Genomic DNA, 17,867 nt, shown 5'->3' with positions numbered 1-17,867 from the left:
CATTTTCAGACCGCAATGCGTCGTCCGGCATGGTTTTCAGGCACTATTGTCGCATCCGCCGGGCGAGTTCAGCAACCAACCCCGGATTGATCCCTGATTCAGGGCAAAAAGCCGAAGGCGAAGGCAAGCGGCAGCGCCGCCAGCACCAGCTCGACGACGATGGAAGCCCAGTTGAACGGCGTGTTGGCGCCGTCCGACATCATCGACAGCAGCCGGCCGAAGGCGGTGAACAGCCAGGAGAAGCCGAGCGCCATATAGAGCAGCGGCTGCGCCAAGAGGATGCAGCACAGGCTGACACCGAGATAGAAGCCCGACATCCTGCCGCGACCTTCGGCGATCGCCGCCGCCTTCTCGGGCTTGACCTGCAGCCTGAGAATCCGGAACGCCAGCCCTGGCGCCAGGAACAGCAGCAGCCCGAAAAGCAAGGTCACGACGGCGCTTGACCATGCCAGCCACTCGCCCTGGCTCATCGGCCATGGAAACGCAAATTCCATCCTTGTCCCCTCGTAAATGGATATTCAAAATTTTCGGGCATTCTAGCGAAGCAAGAGACATGCGCCAGATGGGCCGTCGCAATTTACGGGGCGTCAGCCCAACGCGAGCGCCGTTGTATCGACCGGGCTAACAGGACGTTACACAACGGGCTGTTTTTTTCTGCACAATTCCTATATTGTGACTACATGAGACCACAAGAGGTTCCGCGCATGAAGACGATGCAACTACGAGAGGCAAAGGCCAGCCTTTCCGCGCTCGTGGAGGCTGCTGAGAACGGTGAGCCCACGGTTATCACCAAGCACGGCAAGCCCGCAGTCATGGTGGTGCCAATCGGTGAGGGACGGAAACTTTATCCGCAGAACAGCCAAAAAGACTTCGTGGATTTCCTGCTTCAGTATCCAGGCGGCATCGAGCTTGAGCGAAACGAATCGCCGTCGCGGGAAGTGGAGTTTTGACCGGCTATCTGCTTGATACGTCTTTTCTCTCGGCATTTGCACCTGGTCGGCCTCTGCTTCCGGCACACGTGCAGAACTGGGTTGCCGAACAAGGAGAACGCGGCTCTTGGCAGCTCTCGTCGATCGTCATCTTGGAGGTGGAACGAGGAATCGCGAAACTGAAGCGGGCGGGCGGGCATATGAAGGCAGAGCGCATCAATGAGTGGTTCGAAAGGTTGCTTCTAGAGTTCAACCAGCGCATCCTTCCCATCGATTTAGCAATCGCGCGAGAAGCCGGAAAACTGGAAGACGCCACTATCGCCAGAGGCGCCAATCCGGGTCTGGCGGACGTTCTGATCGCAGCTACTGCCCGTTTGCACGGCCTGTCAGTTTTGACGGCCAACACCCGGCATTTTGCGATTCTCGACGTGCCTTACCTGAACCCATTCACCGAACGCGCCTCGAAAGGGTAATTCGACAGCTTACAAAAAGCTCTGCGGGTCGATGTCGACCTGGACTCGCACCGAGCCCCTTATCTTCGGTCCCTCGGCCAACATGGTGCGAATGAACCCTTGCATGTCGGCGCGCCGCTCGCCCTGGATCAGCAGGCGAAAGCGATGGCGGCCGCCGATCAATGACAGCGGCGCCTCGGCCGGGCCGAGCACGAACAGGTCGGTGGCTTGCGGCGCGGCGCGGCGCAGGCCACGGGCGTGCCCTTCGGCTTCGGCCCGTGTCGCCGCGCTGACGATGACGCCGGCGAGCCTGCCGAAGGGCGGCAGCCCCGCCCGCTCACGCTCGGCGATCTCGCGCTCGTAGAAGGCCTCGGCATCGCCTGAGACGATCGCGCGCATCACCGGGTGGTCGGGTTGGAAGGTCTGCAGCAGGCCGAGGCTTTTCTTGCCGGTGCGACCGGCGCGGCCGGTCACCTGGCTGAGCAGTTGGAAGGTGCGCTCGGCGGCGCGCGGGTCGCCATTGGCAAGGCCGAGATCGGCATCGACCACACCGACCAGCGTCATGTTGGGGAAGTTGTGGCCCTTGGCGACGAGTTGCGTGCCGATGACGATGTCGGCCTCGCCATTGGCGATGGCTTCAAGCTCGAGCCGCAGCCGCCGCACGCCGCCCATCAGGTCCGACGACAAGACGATGGTGCGGGCATCGGGGAAATGCGCGACGACCTCCTCGGCGATGCGCTCGACGCCTGGCCCGCAGGCGACCAGATGATCGAGCGTGCCGCATTCCGGACAGGCTTCGGGCCGGCGTTCATTGTGCCCGCAGTGGTGGCAGACGAGCTGGCCGCGAAAGCGGTGCTCGACCAGCCAGGCCGAGCAGACCGGACAGCCGAAGCGGTGGCCGCAGACCCGGCAGAGCGTCAGCGGCGCATAGCCGCGCCGGTTGAGGAACAGCAGCGACTGTTCCTTTCTTTCCAGCGTCTGCCGCATATGGCCGAGCAGCACCGGCGACAGGAAGCCGCCGCGTGCCGGCGGCGCGCGGCGCATGTCGACCGTCTTGAGATCGGGAAGTGCCGCCTCGGCAAAGCGCGCCGAAAGCACCGCCCTGCTGTAGCGGCCCTGGCTGGCATTGACCCGGCTTTCGACCGACGGTGTCGCCGAAGCGAGCACGACCGGAAAACCGCCGATATGGCCGCGCACCACGGCCATGTCGCGCGCGTTGTAAAAGACGCGATCCTCCTGCTTGTAGGCGGGATCGTGCTCTTCGTCGACGACGATCAATCCAAGCTCCCTGAATGGCAGGAATAGCGCCGAGCGCGCGCCTGCGACGACCCGCACGCCGCCTTCCGCTACCTGCCGCCAGACCTTTTCGCGCATCCTTGGCGGCAGGTCCGAGTGCCACTCCGCCGGCTTGGCGCCGAACCGCTCCTGGAAGCGTTCGAGGAAGGCATGGGTCAGCGCAATTTCCGGCAGCAGGATCAGCACCTGCTTGCCGCGATCGAGCGCGGCCGCGACCGCCTCGAAATAGACCTCCGTCTTGCCGGATCCGGTTACACCGTCGAGCAGGGTGACCCCGAATGTACCGGTCGCGACGTTGGCGCGCAGCGTCTCGGCGGCATCGCTCTGGTCGGGCATCAGTGAAGGCACGGCGTAGCCGGGATCGGGTGCTGCGACCACCGGCCGCGGCGGGATCATCACCGTCTGGAATACGCCCTGCGCCCGCAGCCCGTCCACCACCGTCGACGACACGCCTGCCGCATGCGCCAGGCCGGATCGCGTCCAGGCAAGTCCGCCTTCGGCCGTCTCCAGCACGCGCGTCCTCGCCTCCGTCATCCGGTCGGGCTTGGCGAAGGTGCGCTGCAGCCCTTCGATCCACGGCTCCGGATCGAACGCCTCCGGCGCCCTGAGCAGCATGCGCGCCACCATGCCGGGCGGCGACAGCGTGTACTGCGCCACCCAATCGACAAAACGCCGCATCGCGCGGTCGATCGGCGGGCAGTCGAAAACCTGCTCGATCGGCCGCAATTTCTTCGCGTCGACCTTTTCGACGGCGCCGTCCCAGACGATGCCGGCGACCTGGCGGGGCCCAAGCGGAACGCGCACGATCGAGCCCGGCACCACGCGCATGCCAGCCGGCACGGCATAGGTGTAGGGGCGCTCGGCGGGCATCGGCACCAGCACCGGTGCGGCCGCGACAAAGGGCGAATCTTCGATCATGAGGCGTGACCTTGCCCCGACTTTGGTCTAGATCAAAGTCCGACCCCGAATGTGCATGACGTGCACATGAAAAATCTTCAGGAGACCGCCATGAAATTTTTTGTCGACACCGCCGATGTCAAGGAAATCCGCGAGCTGAACGATTTGGGGCTGCTCGACGGCGTAACCACCAATCCGTCGCTGATCCTGAAATCCGGCGGCAAGATCGCCGACGTCACAAGAGAGATCTGCGAGATCGTCAAGGGCCCAGTCTCGGCCGAAGTCGTCGCCACCGAATACAAGGACATGATGGCGGAGGCCAAGATCCTGGCCAGGATCGCCGACAATGTCTGCATCAAGGTGCCGCTGACGCTCGATGGCCTGAGAGCCTGCAAGGACATCCGGTCGGACGGCCGCATGGTCAACGTCACGCTGTGCTTCTCGGCCACCCAGGCGCTGCTCGCCGCCAAGGCCGGCGCCTCCTTCATCTCGCCCTTCGTCGGCCGCATCGACGACAGCGGCTGGGACGGCATGGAGCTGATTGCCGATATCCGCACCATCTACGACAATTATGACTTCCAGACCGAGATCCTGACCGCTTCTGTGCGCACCGTGAACCATGTCAAGCAGGCGGCGCTGATCGGTGCCGATGTCATCACCGCGCCGCCGGCGACGCTCAAGGCACTGGTCAAACACCCGCTGACCGACAAGGGCCTGGAACTGTTCCTCGCCGACTGGGCAAAGACCGGGCAGAAGATCGGCTGAAGCGACTATCCTACGAACAAAAAAAGGCCGAGCAATCGGCCTTTTTTTTGCAGATTGCGCACTCCGGAAAGACCTAGCTTGCCGCCGGCTTGCCGTGCTTGATCAGATCCTGAGCGATCGACAGCCGCAGCACATCTGCCAGCTCGCGCGCCGCACGGTTCTCGGCGTCGATCTGGGCTCGGTATGACGCGAATTCCTGGCGCGGCCTGTCGTATGACGACGGAATCGAGCGCTTGCCCCTCGCTATGACCGTGCCCGTCTTGGCATCGCTGAGCACATAGTTGGCGGTCAGCGTTACAGTGCCGGCGGTCGGCTCGTCCTCGTCTGTCGTGACCTGCTCGATTGCCGCCGATTCGACGAGTTCGGAGACGCCGAGATCAAGCGAATAGACCGGCGAAGCCGGCTCGCCGGCGCCCCGGCCGAGCGCGAAGATCAAATTGTTGCGGACCTGCTGGGCGTAGCGGGTCTTGACCGGCTTGACCGAGATCGATGCCAGCTCGGCAGCAGCGCCGACCTGCGAGCCGGCGATCAGCGGCGCGCTCGAATAGAGCGGCCGCACCGTGCAGGCGGAAACCAGCGCCACCGAGGCGAGCAGCCCGCAAAGCACGACGCGGCGCAGCGTCAGCTCTGTCTTTCGCGGATCAGGCAACGACATTAACGATCCTCTGCGGCACGATGATCACCTTGCGCGGCGCCTTACCTTCGAGCGCTCTCTGCACGAAGTCGAGGGCCAGAACCGCTTTTTCGACCGCACCTTGGTCCGCGTCGCGGGCAATTGTCAAATCGCCGCGCTTCTTGCCGTTGACCTGCACCGGCAGCACGATCTCGGCGTCGACGACAAGCGAGGGATCGTAGACCGGCCAGGGCCGTTCGGCGACAAGGTCGGTGCCGCCGAGCGTCTGCCAGCACTCCTCGGCCAGATGCGGCATGACCGGCGCGATCAGGTGCACCAGGATCTCGACGGCCTCACGGCAGGCCGCTTGCAGCGCCGGACCGGCCTTGCCCTCTGCCGCCTCGTTGAGCGGTACAGTCAAGGCATTGGCGAGCTCATAGATGCGGGCGATGGCGCGGTTGAAGGCGAGCTTTTCGATATCCTCACCGACCGATTTCAGGATCTTGTGCGCGGCCTTGGACACTGTCCCGGCCTCGCCGTCCTTCGCCGCCTCTGGCCGGACTCCGGCGAGCGATTCGGCAGCCGTCGACACCAGGCGCCAGATGCGCTGGATGAAGCGGTGCGCGCCGGCCGCGCCCTCGTCGGTCCATTCGACATCGCGTTCGGGCGGCGAGTCCGACAGCATGAACCAGCGCGCCGTATCGGCGCCGTAGCCGTCGGTGATCTCTTCCGGACTCACCGTATTCTTCTTCGACTTCGACATTTTTTCGAGCGGACCGATCACCGCCTCTTCGCCGGTGGCGATTTCGAAGGCGCGGCGCTTTCCGTCGGCGTCTTCCAGCCTGACCTCGCTTGGCGCAAGCCAGCGGCCGTTCGAGGCGCCGCCAACCCGATAGGTCTCGTGCACCACCATGCCTTGCGTGAACAGGCCCCTGAACGGCTCGGCGAGATCGACATGGCCGGTCTCGCGCATGGCGCGGGTGAAAAAGCGCGAATAGAGCAAATGCAGGATCGCATGCTCAATACCGCCAATATACTGGTCAACCGGCAGCCATTCAGTCGCGGCCTCGGGATCGGTCGGATCATTTGCCCACGGCGCGGTGAAGCGAGCGAAATACCACGAAGAATCGACAAATGTGTCCATCGTGTCGGTTTCTCGCCGCGCATCCTTGCCGCAACGCGGGCATTTGACGCGCCGCCATGTCGGATGGCGATCGAGCGGATTGCCCGGCCGGTCGAACTCGATGTCGTCCGGCAGCTTGACCGGCAGGTCGGCTTTCGGCACCGGCACCACGCCGCAATCCTCGCAATGGATCATCGGGATCGGGCAGCCCCAATAGCGCTGGCGCGAAATGCCCCAGTCGCGCAGGCGGAAGTTCACCTTGCGCTCGGCCATCGGCCGGTTGCCGATGGTCTTTTGTTCCAGCAGCTTCGCCACCTCGTCGAACGCCTGATCCGGCTTCATGCCGTCGAGGAAGCGCGAATTGATCATCACGCCGTCGCCGACATAGGCCTCATCGATGACCTGGAAGCTCCCTTGATTCTCGCCCTCCGGCATCACCACCGGAATGACCGGCAGGCCGTATCTGTTGGCGAAGTCGAGGTCGCGCTGGTCACCGGACGGACAGCCGAAGATGGCGCCGGTGCCGTAGTCCATCAGCACGAAATTGGCGACGTAGACGGGCAGCGTCCACTTCTCGTCGAACGGATGGACGACGCGAATGCCGGTATCGAAGCCCTTCTTCTCGGCCGTCTCCAGAGCCGCCACCGAGGTGCCCATATGGCGGACCTCGTCGATGAACTTTGCCAGCGCCGGATTGTCTTCGGCGGCCTTTTTGGCCAGCGGATGGTCGGCGGCAATCGCCATAAAGGAGGCGCCGAAGATGGTGTCAGGCCTTGTCGTATAGATTTCGAGCTCATGCTCGCCGGCTGCTGGCTTGGCCAGCGGCCAGCGGATCAGCAGACCTTCCGAACGGCCGATCCAGTTCGCCTGCATCAGCTTCACTTTTTCCGGCCAGTCGTCGAGTTGATCGAGCGAATCCAGCAGGTCCTGCGCGTAGTCGGTGATCTTGAAGAACCACTGCGTCAGCTCGCGCTGTTCCACCAGCGCGCCCGAGCGCCAGCCGCGTCCGTCGATGACCTGCTCGTTGGCAAGCACCGTCATGTCCTCCGGATCCCAGTTGACCTTGGAGGATTTGCGCGTCACCAGCCCCTTCTCGACGAAATCGAGGAACAGCATCTGCTGGCGGTGATAGTAATCGACATCGCAGGTGGCGAACTCGCGCGCCCAATCGAGCGACAGGCCCATGACCTTGAGTTGCTCGCGCATAGCGGCGATGTTCTGATAGGTCCAGTCCTTGGGATGGACCTTGTTCTGCATCGCCGCGTTTTCGGCTGGCATGCCAAAGGCGTCCCAGCCCATCGGGTGCAGCACGTTGAAACCCTTGGCCCGCTTGTAGCGCGCCACCACGTCGCCCATCGTATAGTTGCGGGTATGGCCGATATGGATGCGCCCCGACGGATAGGGGAACATCTCCAGCACGTAATATTTCGGGCGCGGGTCGTCATTGTCGGCTTCGAACAGCTTCTTTGCGTCCCAGGCCTTCTGCCATTTGGGCTCTGACGCGCGCGGATTGTATCGTTCGGTTGCCATCGGGTGTTTTTCACTTAAAAGCATGCGCGAACCGCCGGACAATGCCCGGGCGGCTCAGGAAATGTCGTCGCGGTGTTCACCATGGATTGCCGGACCCGTCAACTGCGGCGATCCGGCGAAAAGCCAAACACAGGCAGGATATAGGCATGGCGAGCGCCGTCGAACAGCTTTTCACGGTCAAGGCAAGGATCGCTGCCGCCGAGCGCGAGGCAGGACGCGACGCCGGAGCGGTGGCGCTGGTCGCGGTCTCGAAAACCTTCGACGCCGCCGATATCCGCCCCGTTATCGAGGCCGGCCAGCGCGTCTTCGGCGAAAACCGGGTCCAGGAAGCACAAGCCAAATGGCCGGCACTGCGGACGGCGTTTCCCGACGTCGAGCTGCATCTGATCGGTCCGCTGCAATCGAACAAGGCGAAGGAAGCGGTGGCATTGTTCGACGTCATCGAAACCGTCGACCGTGAAAAGATCGCCGCCGAACTCGCCAAGGAGATCGCCAGGCAAGGCCGGTCACCAAGGCTGTATGTCCAGGTCAACACCGGCTCCGAGCCGCAAAAGGCCGGCATCGAGCCGCGCGAGGCTGTCGCCTTCGTGGCCCGCTGCCGCTCGGTTCACGGCCTCGCCATCGAAGGGCTGATGTGCATTCCGCCGGCCGGCGAGAACCCCGGTCCGCATTTCGCGCTGCTGGAAAAGCTTGGGCTTGAGGCCGGCGTCGACAAGTTCTCCATGGGCATGTCCAGCGACTACGAAACCGCGATCGCCTTCGGCGCGACTAGTGTCAGGGTTGGATCGGCGATTTTCGGCGCCAGATGAGGCGCAGCCGGCCTTAGGCCACAGGCTAACATTGACTAAGCCAGCATATAGAAACGGAACGTTTCGTTCCTATATGGGTCGAGTTATTCTCAACCCGTCTGGAGCCACCATGCGTTACAATCAACTTGGAAATACGGGGATGTTCGTCTCCGAACTTTGCCTCGGCACGATGACGTTCGGCGCGGCCGGCGAGAACGCCCAATGGGGCCTGATCGCCAGCCTCGACCAGAAGGGCGTTGACCAGATCGTTGCCCGCTCGCTCGCCGCCGGCGTCAATTTCTTCGACACGGCGGATGTCTATTCCTTTGGCGCCTCGGAACGGCTTCTCGGCCAGTCGCTCAGGAACCTTGGCGTCAACCGGCAGGACGTGATCATCGCCACCAAGGTTCATGGCGCCATGGGTGGAGGCCCGAACCAGCGTGGTTCCTCGCGCGGCCACATCATGGATTCGGTCGAAGGCAGCCTCGAACGGCTGCAGCTGGATCATATCGATCTCTACCAGCTGCACGGCACCGACACGGTGACGCCGATCGACGAAACGCTGCGGGCGCTCGACGACCTGGTTGCCGCCGGCAAGGTCCGCTATGTCGGCGTCTCGAACTGGCAGGCCTGGCGCATAGCCAAGGCGCTGGGTATTGCCGAGCGCAAAGGCTTTGCCCGCTTCGAGACCGTGCAGTCGTATTATTCGATCGCCGGCCGCGATCTCGAGCGCGAGATCGTGCCGCTGCTCAACGAGGAGAAGCTCGGGCTGATGGTCTGGTCGCCGATGGCTGGCGGCCTGCTCTCCGGCAAATACGGACCGGGCGCCCCCGGCAATGGCGAGGGCCGCCGCGCCAGCTTCAATTTCCCGCCGGTCAATGAGGACCGTGCCTGGGCAGCAGTCGCCGTCATGCGCGAGATCGCCGCCAAGCACGGCGTCAGCGTCGCTACGGTGGCGCTCGGCTATGTTCTGGCCAAGCCATTCGTGATGAGCGTCATCATCGGCGCCAGCCGCACGGAGCAGCTGGAACAGAACCTTGCAGCCACCGAGTTGCAGCTCGATGCCGATGATCTTGTTCGCCTCGACGAAGCCAGTGCCCTGCCCGCCGAATATCCGGGCTGGATGCTGGAGCGTCAGGCGGCCGGCCGGCGGCCGGCGCCCTTTGCGCCGAAATAGTAACTCAATCTTACCTTCTTACCTTCGTTGCTTCGGGAGCCGGCAGGCTCCCGATCGTTTTGGGCTCAGTTCAGCCGGACAGTCTCGACCAAAAAGTCCAAAAAGGCCCGCACCCGCGCCGGCAGATGCTTGCCATGGCCGACATAGACGGCGTGGGTAAGTTCCTCGTCGCCGGGGTTGAACTCTTCCAGCAGCGGCAGGAGCCGGCCGGCGGCAATGTCGGCCTCCACATGCCAGCTTGCCAGCCGGGCGATGCCCGCCCCCGACAGCGCCATCAGCCGCATCGCCTCGCCGTCGCTGACCAGCGTATTTCCGGCGATCGACAGGCTGATCGGCTTGCCGACCGCATCGATAAAAGGCCAGCCCTCGAGGTGGCGTACGAAACGGAAGCCCATCCGGTTGTGACGATCGAGATCGGCGGGCGTCACGGGCGTGCCACGCGCTTCGAGATACGATGGCGCCGCAACGACGACCACCCGGCTCTGTCCGAGCTTGCGCGCCACCAGCCGTGATTCGCCGAGCGGCCCGGCCCGGATGGCGACGTCAGCACGCTCCTCCATCAGGTCGATGACATCGTCGGTCAACACCAGATCGACCGAGATTTCGGGGTAGCGCTCCAGAAAACGCGGCAAAAGCGGGATCAGCCGATGCTGCCCGAAAGGCACGTAGCTGTTGATCCGCAGCCGGCCACGCGGCGCGGCACCCGCCGCCGCCTCGCGCTCGGCCGCTGCCATGTCGGCCAGGATACGCACGCCGCTGTCGAAAAAGGCCGCCCCCTCCGGCGTCAGTTGCAGCCTGCGCGTCGAACGGCTGACCAGCCGGCGCGCCGAGCCGTGCCTCCAGCCGCGCGATCAGCTTGCTCACCGCCGACGGGGTCATCCGCAACGCACGGGCAGCGGCCGAAAAGCTGCCCGCCTCGACCACGCGGACGAACACTTCGATCTCGCCGGAGCGGTTGATGTCGGGTCTGGTCATTGGTGAATCTATTTCACAGACGATGTGCCCGATGCAAGGCTGGTTCACAGCACATCGCGACACGATCTTCCGAATTGGGGCGTGGGAGGAACACGGCGCCCGTCGTCAAAACTGGTCGTCATCGAAGTGGGAACCGCCATGCCCCTTGCTCTTTACGCTCTTGCCGCCGGTGCGTTCGGCATCGGCGTCACCGAATTCGTCATCATGGGCCTGCTGCTCGACGTCAGCACCGATCTCGACGTCTCGATCTCAGCTGCCGGCCAGCTTATTTCCGGCTATGCGCTCGGCGTTGTCATCGGCGCGCCGCTGCTGACGATCGCAACCGGCCGTTGGCCGCGCAAGACCGTGCTTCTGTCGCTGATGGCGATCTTCACGCTGGGCAACCTCGCCTGTGCGCTTGCCCCAGACTACTGGACGCTGATGGGTGCGCGCGTGCTGACCGCCTTCGCCCACGGCACCTTCTTCGGCGTTGGCTCGGTCGTGGCGACCGGGCTGGTGGCGCCCAACAAGAAAGCTTCGGCGATCGCCCTGATGTTCACCGGCCTGACCATCGCCAACATCCTCGGCGTGCCTTTCGGCACTTGGCTCGGCCAGGCCTTCGGCTGGCGCGCGACGTTCTGGGCGGTGACCCTGGTCGGCATCGCCGCCTCCGCCATCATTCTCTTGGTGGTGCCGCGCAGCCGAACAGAACCTGAGAAGAGCAATTTGCGTGCCGATCTCGCCGTGCTCGGCCGCACGCCCGTCCTGCTTGGCTTTGCCACCACCGTGCTTGGCTATGCCGGCGTCTTTGCCGTCTTTACCTACATCGCTCCGTTGCTGACCGAGATCACCGGTTTTGAGGAAGCAGCGGTGTCGCCTATCCTGCTGGTCTTCGGCGGCGGCCTCATCGCCGGCAACATCGCCGGCGGCAAGTTCGCCGACCGCCGGCTGCTACCTTCCGTTCTCGGCAGTCTCGTCGTCCTGGCGCTGGTGCTCGGCACCATGACGTTCGCCCTGCACAGCCAGGTCATGGCCGTTATCTATGTCGGCCTGCTCGGCGCCGCCGCCTTCGCCACCGTGGCGCCACTGCAGATGTGGGTGCTGGAAAAGGCACAAGGCGCCGGCCAGAGCCTCGCCTCGTCCTTCAACATCGCCGCCTTCAACCTCGGCAACGCGGCCGGCGCCTGGCTCGGCGGCGTGGTCATCGCGCACGGTCCCGGCCTCGGCGCCGTCACCTGGGTCGCGGCCCTGTTGCCGCTTTCAGCGCTTGCCGTGGCGGCGTTTGCTCTGCGCCTCGACCGAGACCCTGCCCTCTCCACACCGGAAATCGCGCCGTCATAGAACGGCAAACCTCAACCAATCCTTGAAACAGCCATCCTTCCACAAGGAGCAAACCCATGGATTATCGAAATCTTGGCGCATCAGGCCTGAAGGTCCCGGCACTCTCGTTCGGCGCTGGAACCTTCGGCGGCTCAGGCCCGCTGTTCGGCGCCTGGGGCAACAGCGATGCGACGGAAGCACGGCGGCTGGTCGACATCTGCCTAGAGGCCGGCGTCAACCTGTTCGACACCGCCGATGTCTATTCGATTGGCGCTTCCGAACAAGTGCTCGGCGCTGCCATCAGGGGCCGCCGCGACGCCGTGCTGATCTCGACCAAGACCTCGCTGCCGATGGGCGACGGTCCCAACGATGCCGGCTCGTCACGTTCACGCCTGATCAAGGCCGTCGAAGACGCGCTGAAGCGTATTGGAACCGATTACATCGACCTGCTGCAACTGCACGCCTTTGATGCCGCAACACCGATCGAGGAGGTGCTGTCGACGCTGGACGGTCTCGTGCGCGCCGGCAAGCTGCGTTATGTCGGCGTCTCCAATTTTTCCGGCTGGCAAGTGATGAAGTCGCTCGGCCTGGCGGATAGATATGGCTATCCCCGATACGTCGCCCATCAGGTCTACTACTCGCTGGTCGGACGCGATTATGAATGGGAGTTGATGCCGCTCGGCCTCGACCAGGGTGTCGGTGCGCTGGTGTGGAGCCCACTCGGCTGGGGCCGCCTGACCGGCAAGATCCGCCGTGGCCAGAAGCTGCCTGAGAAAAGCCGGCTGCACGACACGGCAAGCTTCGGACCGCCCGTCGAGGATGAGCATCTCTATCGGGTCGTCGACGCGCTTGATGTTGTCGCCGAGGAAACCGGCAAGACCATACCGCAGATCGCCATTAATTGGCTGCTGCAGCGGCCGACCGTCGCCTCCGTCATCATTGGCGCGCGCAACGAGGAGCAGTTGCGCCAGAATCTCGGCGCCGTCGGCTGGTCCTTGACAGCCGAGCAGATGAAGAAGCTCGACACGGCAAGTGAGGTCACCGCACCCTACCCGTATTTTCCCTATCGCCGGCAGGAGGGGTTTGCCCGGCTGAACGCGCCCGCAGTCTGACGCTCCAAAAGCTGGCGGCGGCTCCCGGGCTGCCGCCCCGGCTAATGCAGCACGAACTCGCCGTCGACCTTGCGCCATTCGTTCGGCGCGATCAGCTTCTGGTGCGTGTAGCTCACCGAATGCAGCGGGCCTTCGAGCTCGGCCTTCCAGAATTCGATGAAGCGGATCAGCACCGGAAATTTCGGGGCGATGTCGTAATCCTGCCAGATGAAGCTCTGCAGCAGATGCGGATGATCGGGAAAGTGATAAAGAATCTTGGCCGTGGTCAAGCCATAGCCCTTGAGCATCAGGTCCATTTCTGAATGGTCGCGCATTGCGGTCCCCTGGTTGATTCTCCTTCCTCCCAGCCTGAAATTGTGCACCCCATTTGCTTATTCGTCTATTGATATTTCTGCGATCAAACCAGATTCCTCCCGCAAAAACATGCGCTTAGCAGCCGCCTCACGAGAGTGCTGACACCACCCGGCAAGGCACCTGCGGCATCCCGCCGCGCGAATCCAACGTCTAATGTTGCCGTCACCGCCGAACTGTTAATAATGCGCGCGAATTCGCGGCCGCATCGCTGCGATCCTGCCGGCGGTCAAGCCGGCGGTTTGGTTTTGGGGAGGAAGGCGAAGAAATGTCCGATGTTCATGTCCATCGCGTCCAGCCGGCGTGGAAGAAGAACGCGCTGATTGACAATGACACCTACCTGAAATGGTACGCCGACAGCGTCAAGAACCCGGACAAGTTCTGGGGCACGCACGGCAAGCGCATCGACTGGTTCAAGCCCTACAGCAAGGTCAAGAACACGTCCTTCGACGGCAAGGTTTCGATCAAATGGTTCGAGGATGGCCAGACAAACGTTTCCTGGAACTGCATCGACCGGCATCTGAAGAAGCGCGGCGAACAGACCGCCATCATCTGGGAAGGCGACAACCCCTACGACGACAGGAAGATCACCTATAACGAACTTCACGCACATGTCTGCCGCCTCGCCAATGTGATGAAGAAGCACGGCGTCAAGAAGGGCGACCGCGTCACCATCTACATGCCGATGATCCCGGAGGCCGCTTATGCGATGCTCGCCTGCACGCGCATCGGCGCCATTCATTCGGTCGTCTTCGGCGGCTTTTCGCCGGACGCGCTGGCCGGACGCATCGACGACTGCAAGTCGACCTTCGTCATTACCGCCGACGAAGGCCTGCGCGGCGGCAAGACTATCCCGCTGAAGGACAACACCGACAAGGCGATCGAGATCGCCGCCAAGGCCGGAACGAAAGTCGAAAAGGTCTTGGTCGTGCGCCGCACCGGCGGCAAGACCGGCTGGGCCGCCGGGCGCGACGTCTGGTACCATGACGAGGTCGCCACGGTTAAGGCCGAATGCAAGCCCGAGAAGATGAATGCCGAGGACCCGCTGTTCATCCTCTACACATCCGGCTCGACCGGCAAGCCGAAGGGCGTGCTGCACACCACCGCCGGCTATCTCGTCTATGTCTCGATGACCCACCAATATGTATTCGACTATCATGACGGCGACATCTACTGGTGCACCGCAGATGTCGGCTGGGTCACCGGTCACAGCTATATCGTCTACGGGCCGCTCGCCAACGGCGCCACCACGCTGATGTTCGAAGGCGTGCCGAACTACCCGTCGCAGTCGCGTTTCTGGGACGTGATCGACAAGCACAAGGTCAACATCTTCTACACGGCGCCGACGGCGTTGCGTGCGCTGATGGGCGCCGGCGATGCCCATGTCACCAAAACGTCGCGCAAGTCGCTGCGCGTGCTGGGCACCGTCGGCGAGCCGATCAATCCGGAAGCCTGGGAGTGGTATTTCAACGTCGTCGGCAACGGCAAGGTGCCGATCGTCGACACCTGGTGGCAGACCGAGACCGGCGGCATCATGATCACGCCGGTTCCGGGCGCCACCCACCTCAAGGCGGGTTCGGCGACGCGGCCCTTCTTTGGCGTCAAGCCGCAGCTGGTCGACGCCGACGGCAAGGTACTGGAAGGCGAAGCCAGCGGCAATCTTTGCATTGCCGACTCATGGCCGGGCCAGATGCGCACCGTCTATGGCGATCACGACCGCTTCGTGCAGACCTATTTCTCGACTTACAAGGGCAGGTACTTCACCGGCGACGGCTGCCGCCGCGATGCTGACGGCTACTACTGGATCACCGGCCGGGTCGACGACGTCATCAACGTCTCCGGCCACCGCATGGGCACCGCCGAGGTCGAATCGGCGCTGGTTTCGCATGAGAAGGTCTCGGAGGCCGCCGTCGTCGGCTACCCGCACGATATCAAGGGCCAGGGCATCTACTGCTATGTCACGCTGATGGCCGGCGAGACGCCAAGCGAGGAATTGCGCCAGGAGCTCGTCGTCCATGTCCGCAAGGAGATCGGCGCCATCGCTTCGCCCGACAAGATCCAGTTCGCGCCCGGCCTGCCGAAGACCCGTTCCGGCAAGATCATGCGGCGCATCCTGCGCAAGATCGCCGAGGATGATTTTGCCGCGCTCGGCGACACCTCGACGCTCGCCGATCCGGCAGTCGTCGACGACCTGATCGCCAACCGGCAAAACAAGAAGGGCTGATGCAACCCGCATTGGGCGCCGTCACCGAGCTTTGGCGCTATCCCGCGAGCTCGCTCGCCGGCGAGTTTCAGGAGGCGATCTCCGTCGACTGGTATACCGTCGAAGGCGACCGCCTGTTTGGTCTTGTCGATACCTCGACCGATGAAATCGCACGGCCCGACCGCGAAGCGAAATGGCACAAGGTGCCCCGCATCCGCACCCGGCTGTCGCAGGCCGGCAGGCTGGAGGTCGCCATCCCCGACGGACGCTGGCTTTCGGCACCTGGCGCGCAAAGTGATCGCGCGGTTTCCGCGTATCTCGGCTTTGCGGCTTCCATCCGGCCGTTCCGCCGGGAAAATGCGGCTCCGGATTACGCCGGCCCTCTGCTGACGGAACGCTATGTCAAAGCCCCTATTCATCTGCTGACCACCGCCTCACTGGCGCGTTTGAAAGTGCTGCATCCAGAGGGCACCGCCGACGCGCGCCGCTTCCGCCCCAACATCGTCGTCGATATGCCGGAGGTCGAGGGGTCGTTCCCCGAGACGGAATGGATCGGGCGCAAGCTGGCAATCGGCGACCTGCTCCTGACCATCTCCGAGCCGTGCCGCCGCTGCGGCTTCACCATCATTGGCCAGGACGGGTTGGACCACGACCCGGCAATCCTGCGCAGCCTGGTCCGCCACAACGCCCATAATCTCGGCGTCTACTGCACCGTCGATCGACCGGCCCGCGTCGAGATCGGCGCCACGATGCGCCTCCTGTAGCTATCGGTACAAATCCGCCCGCGTCGGCGGCAGGCCGCTCGGCCCACGCGCGCGCCTTGTGGCGACGGTCTGGAAAACCTGCGCCGATGCACGTTCGAAAGTAATCGAGCAGCCGGTGAGATAAAGCAGCCAGAGCCGCGCCTTGGCTTCGCCGACCTCAGCGATGGCTTCGTCAAAACGTGCGTGGAGACGCTCTGCCCATAGCCTGCAGGTGCGCGCATAGTGCTCGCGCAAGTTTTCGACGTCGTAGACGAGGAAGCCGTGCGCCTCGAGATTGCCGAGCGTCATGCCGATCGTATCGAGTTCGCCGCCCGGAAAAATGTATTTGATCAGCGCCTTGAATTCCGGCCCCTTTCGCAGCGTCTTCTTCAAGCTGCCCTTGTCGCGCCGGGTGATGGCGTGGTGCAGATAGATGCCGCCGGGCTTGAGCAGGCGATGGATCCTCGAGAAATAGGCCGCATGGTTGGCAAGCCCCAGATGCTCGAACATGCCGATCGACGAGATCTTGTCGAAGGAGCCGGACAGCTCGGCATAGGACTTGATCTCGATGGTGATGCGGTCCTCCAGCCCCGCGGCGCGGATGCGTTCGCGGGCGAGCTCGGTCTGTGCCTCCGACAGCGAAACACCGTGGCCGACGACGCCATAATTCTTCACCGCATGGATGAGCATCGCTCCCCAGCCGCAGCCGATGTCGAGCAGTTTTTCGCCGGGCTTCAGCCGAAGCTTGCGGCAGATATGGTCGAGCTTGTCTCTTTGGGCCTGATCGATATCGTTGGCGAAATCCTTGAAATAGCCGCAGCTATAGACCATGCGCTCGTCGAGGAAGAGCCGGTAGAATGCGTTGGAAATATCGTAGTGATGCTGGATTGCCTCCCGGCTCGAACCGCTGACGAAAGGATTGCGGCCGGAAAGATCGGTTCGCGCCGTCATCTGTTTTCGCGAAAACAGCACCGCCGGCAGGTCGCGCAGGATCGCCAGCTTCGGCAACGTCTTGAGCTTCGTCCTGAGCTTGCCGTGCGTGGGCAAGGCGTAGAAATCAAACAGCGATCCGTCTTCGACGTCGACCGCCTTGGCAATCCACATCTCGATCAGCGTCGATAAAGAGGGCCGACGTACGATCTGCCAGACGATGTCCTGGTCGTTGATAGTGAGCACCGGGCCGGTAGCCGGGCCGATCCGCTCGCCTGTCCACAGCCTCACCGCGAAACCCGGTTTCAGCGTTTCGATGACCGTCCGAACAATCCGGGCCGCTCTTTCGGCTGCCTCCATCCCCATCCTCCCTTACCCGGCAAAAAGCGGCCCGGAACAATCGCGGCTCGATCTTGCCTGCCGGATCGGCCGGCCGCAAGCCGCCCGAGTGCACAAGCACGCTTGTTCAGGATTTTCGAGTGCCCCGCCTTGCCATTTGCCGGATGACACCCCATCATGAGCAAGTGTTCAACAAATCGAAAGGAGGTGATCCGATGTCGAGTGATTTCGTTTTCCAGAACGTGGCCTCAGCGGATCGCACTTTCGGGAAGCAGTCTTCCCGTTAAGGCGCGAGATGCGCGGCTGGCGACCAACCGTCGCAGCCAGGAGCCGCGCCATGGACGG

The 17,867-nt window shown here is 63.3% G+C and carries 15 protein-coding genes and 1 pseudogene; 9 read left to right on the top strand and 7 right to left on the bottom strand.

All coding sequences use genetic code 11. The features are described from left to right. Positions 1-98 precede the first annotated feature (98 nt). Positions 99-494, bottom strand: a complete 396-nt coding sequence (locus NKJ17_RS03935; RefSeq protein ID WP_352500793.1) for an AGROH133_08824 family phage infection protein — start codon at positions 492-494, stop codon at positions 99-101. Positions 495-704: 210 nt separating this feature from the next. Here NKJ17_RS03935 and NKJ17_RS03930 point away from each other — a divergent pair, with 210 nt between their 5' ends. Then, positions 705-950, top strand: a complete 246-nt coding sequence (locus NKJ17_RS03930) for a type II toxin-antitoxin system Phd/YefM family antitoxin (RefSeq protein ID WP_254018681.1) — start codon at positions 705-707, stop codon at positions 948-950. Further along, on the top strand, positions 947-1,402 hold the full coding sequence (locus NKJ17_RS03925; protein ID WP_352471284.1) for a type II toxin-antitoxin system VapC family toxin: 456 nt from the start codon (positions 947-949) through the stop codon (positions 1,400-1,402). The genes NKJ17_RS03930 and NKJ17_RS03925 overlap by 4 nt, the downstream gene beginning before the upstream one ends. A gap of 9 nt (positions 1,403-1,411) precedes the next feature. Here the strand turns inward: NKJ17_RS03925 and NKJ17_RS03920 are convergent, their stop codons facing one another. Further along, positions 1,412-3,595, bottom strand: a complete 2,184-nt coding sequence (locus NKJ17_RS03920; protein ID WP_352504885.1) for a primosomal protein N' — start codon at positions 3,593-3,595, stop codon at positions 1,412-1,414. Between the two features lie 90 nt (positions 3,596-3,685). On the opposite strand from NKJ17_RS03920, the gene fsa reads away from it, so the two are divergent. Further along, on the top strand, positions 3,686-4,339 hold the full coding sequence (gene fsa, locus NKJ17_RS03915) for a fructose-6-phosphate aldolase (protein WP_023678103.1): 654 nt from the start codon (positions 3,686-3,688) through the stop codon (positions 4,337-4,339). Positions 4,340-4,412: 73 nt separating this feature from the next. On the opposite strand, the gene NKJ17_RS03910 is transcribed toward fsa, so the two are convergent. Together NKJ17_RS03910 and leuS are read right to left on the bottom strand one after the other, a co-directional pair. After that, positions 4,413-4,994: an LPS assembly lipoprotein LptE gene (locus NKJ17_RS03910; RefSeq protein WP_352504883.1), complete on the bottom strand. Its 582-nt coding sequence runs from the start codon at positions 4,992-4,994 to the stop codon at positions 4,413-4,415. Next, entirely contained in the window at positions 4,981-7,605 is a 2,625-nt protein-coding gene (leuS, locus tag NKJ17_RS03905) for a leucine--tRNA ligase (protein ID WP_352687079.1), read from the bottom strand. The genes NKJ17_RS03910 and leuS overlap by 14 nt, the downstream gene beginning before the upstream one ends. A gap of 146 nt (positions 7,606-7,751) precedes the next feature. Here leuS and NKJ17_RS03900 point away from each other — a divergent pair, with 146 nt between their 5' ends. Continuing rightward, positions 7,752-8,414: a YggS family pyridoxal phosphate-dependent enzyme gene (locus NKJ17_RS03900; protein WP_352687076.1), complete on the top strand. Its 663-nt coding sequence runs from the start codon at positions 7,752-7,754 to the stop codon at positions 8,412-8,414. Between the two features lie 109 nt (positions 8,415-8,523). Beyond that, positions 8,524-9,570, top strand: coding sequence for an aldo/keto reductase (locus NKJ17_RS03895; RefSeq protein WP_352504880.1), 1,047 nt, complete (start codon positions 8,524-8,526; stop codon positions 9,568-9,570). Between the two features lie 65 nt (positions 9,571-9,635). Here NKJ17_RS03895 and NKJ17_RS03890 read toward each other — a convergent pair. Continuing rightward, a pseudogene (locus tag NKJ17_RS03890) lies at positions 9,636-10,545 on the bottom strand (LysR family transcriptional regulator). 138 nt (positions 10,546-10,683) lie between these two features. On the opposite strand from NKJ17_RS03890, the gene NKJ17_RS03885 reads away from it, so the two are divergent. Beyond that, positions 10,684-11,865 carry an MFS transporter gene (locus tag NKJ17_RS03885; RefSeq protein ID WP_352687073.1) on the top strand — a complete coding sequence of 394 codons (1,182 nt, stop codon included), beginning with the start codon at positions 10,684-10,686 and terminating at the stop codon, positions 11,863-11,865. 56 nt (positions 11,866-11,921) lie between these two features. Then, positions 11,922-12,956, top strand: a complete 1,035-nt coding sequence (locus NKJ17_RS03880; RefSeq protein ID WP_352504877.1) for an aldo/keto reductase — start codon at positions 11,922-11,924, stop codon at positions 12,954-12,956. A gap of 41 nt (positions 12,957-12,997) precedes the next feature. Here the strand turns inward: NKJ17_RS03880 and NKJ17_RS03875 are convergent, their stop codons facing one another. Next, the gene (locus tag NKJ17_RS03875) at positions 12,998-13,270 is read right to left on the bottom strand and encodes an usg protein (RefSeq protein ID WP_254820441.1); all 273 of its coding nucleotides are present in this window, start codon (positions 13,268-13,270) and stop codon (positions 12,998-13,000) included. A gap of 305 nt (positions 13,271-13,575) precedes the next feature. Here NKJ17_RS03875 and acs point away from each other — a divergent pair, with 305 nt between their 5' ends. Further along, positions 13,576-15,531 carry an acetate--CoA ligase gene (acs, locus tag NKJ17_RS03870; RefSeq protein WP_352504876.1) on the top strand — a complete coding sequence of 652 codons (1,956 nt, stop codon included), beginning with the start codon at positions 13,576-13,578 and terminating at the stop codon, positions 15,529-15,531. Next, positions 15,531-16,274, top strand: a complete 744-nt coding sequence (locus NKJ17_RS03865) for an MOSC domain-containing protein (protein WP_352504875.1) — start codon at positions 15,531-15,533, stop codon at positions 16,272-16,274. The genes acs and NKJ17_RS03865 overlap by 1 nt, the downstream gene beginning before the upstream one ends. Here the strand turns inward: NKJ17_RS03865 and NKJ17_RS03860 are convergent, their stop codons facing one another. Next, positions 16,275-17,543, bottom strand: coding sequence for a class I SAM-dependent methyltransferase (locus tag NKJ17_RS03860; RefSeq protein ID WP_352504874.1), 1,269 nt, complete (start codon positions 17,541-17,543; stop codon positions 16,275-16,277). Positions 17,544-17,867 lie beyond the last annotated feature (324 nt).

This window comes from Mesorhizobium sp. M0208 (genome assembly GCF_040322015.1).
GTDB lineage: Bacteria > Pseudomonadota > Alphaproteobacteria > Rhizobiales > Rhizobiaceae > Mesorhizobium.
Note: the sequence above shows the minus strand (reverse complement) of the source record. Positions and strands in the feature narration are given on the sequence as shown.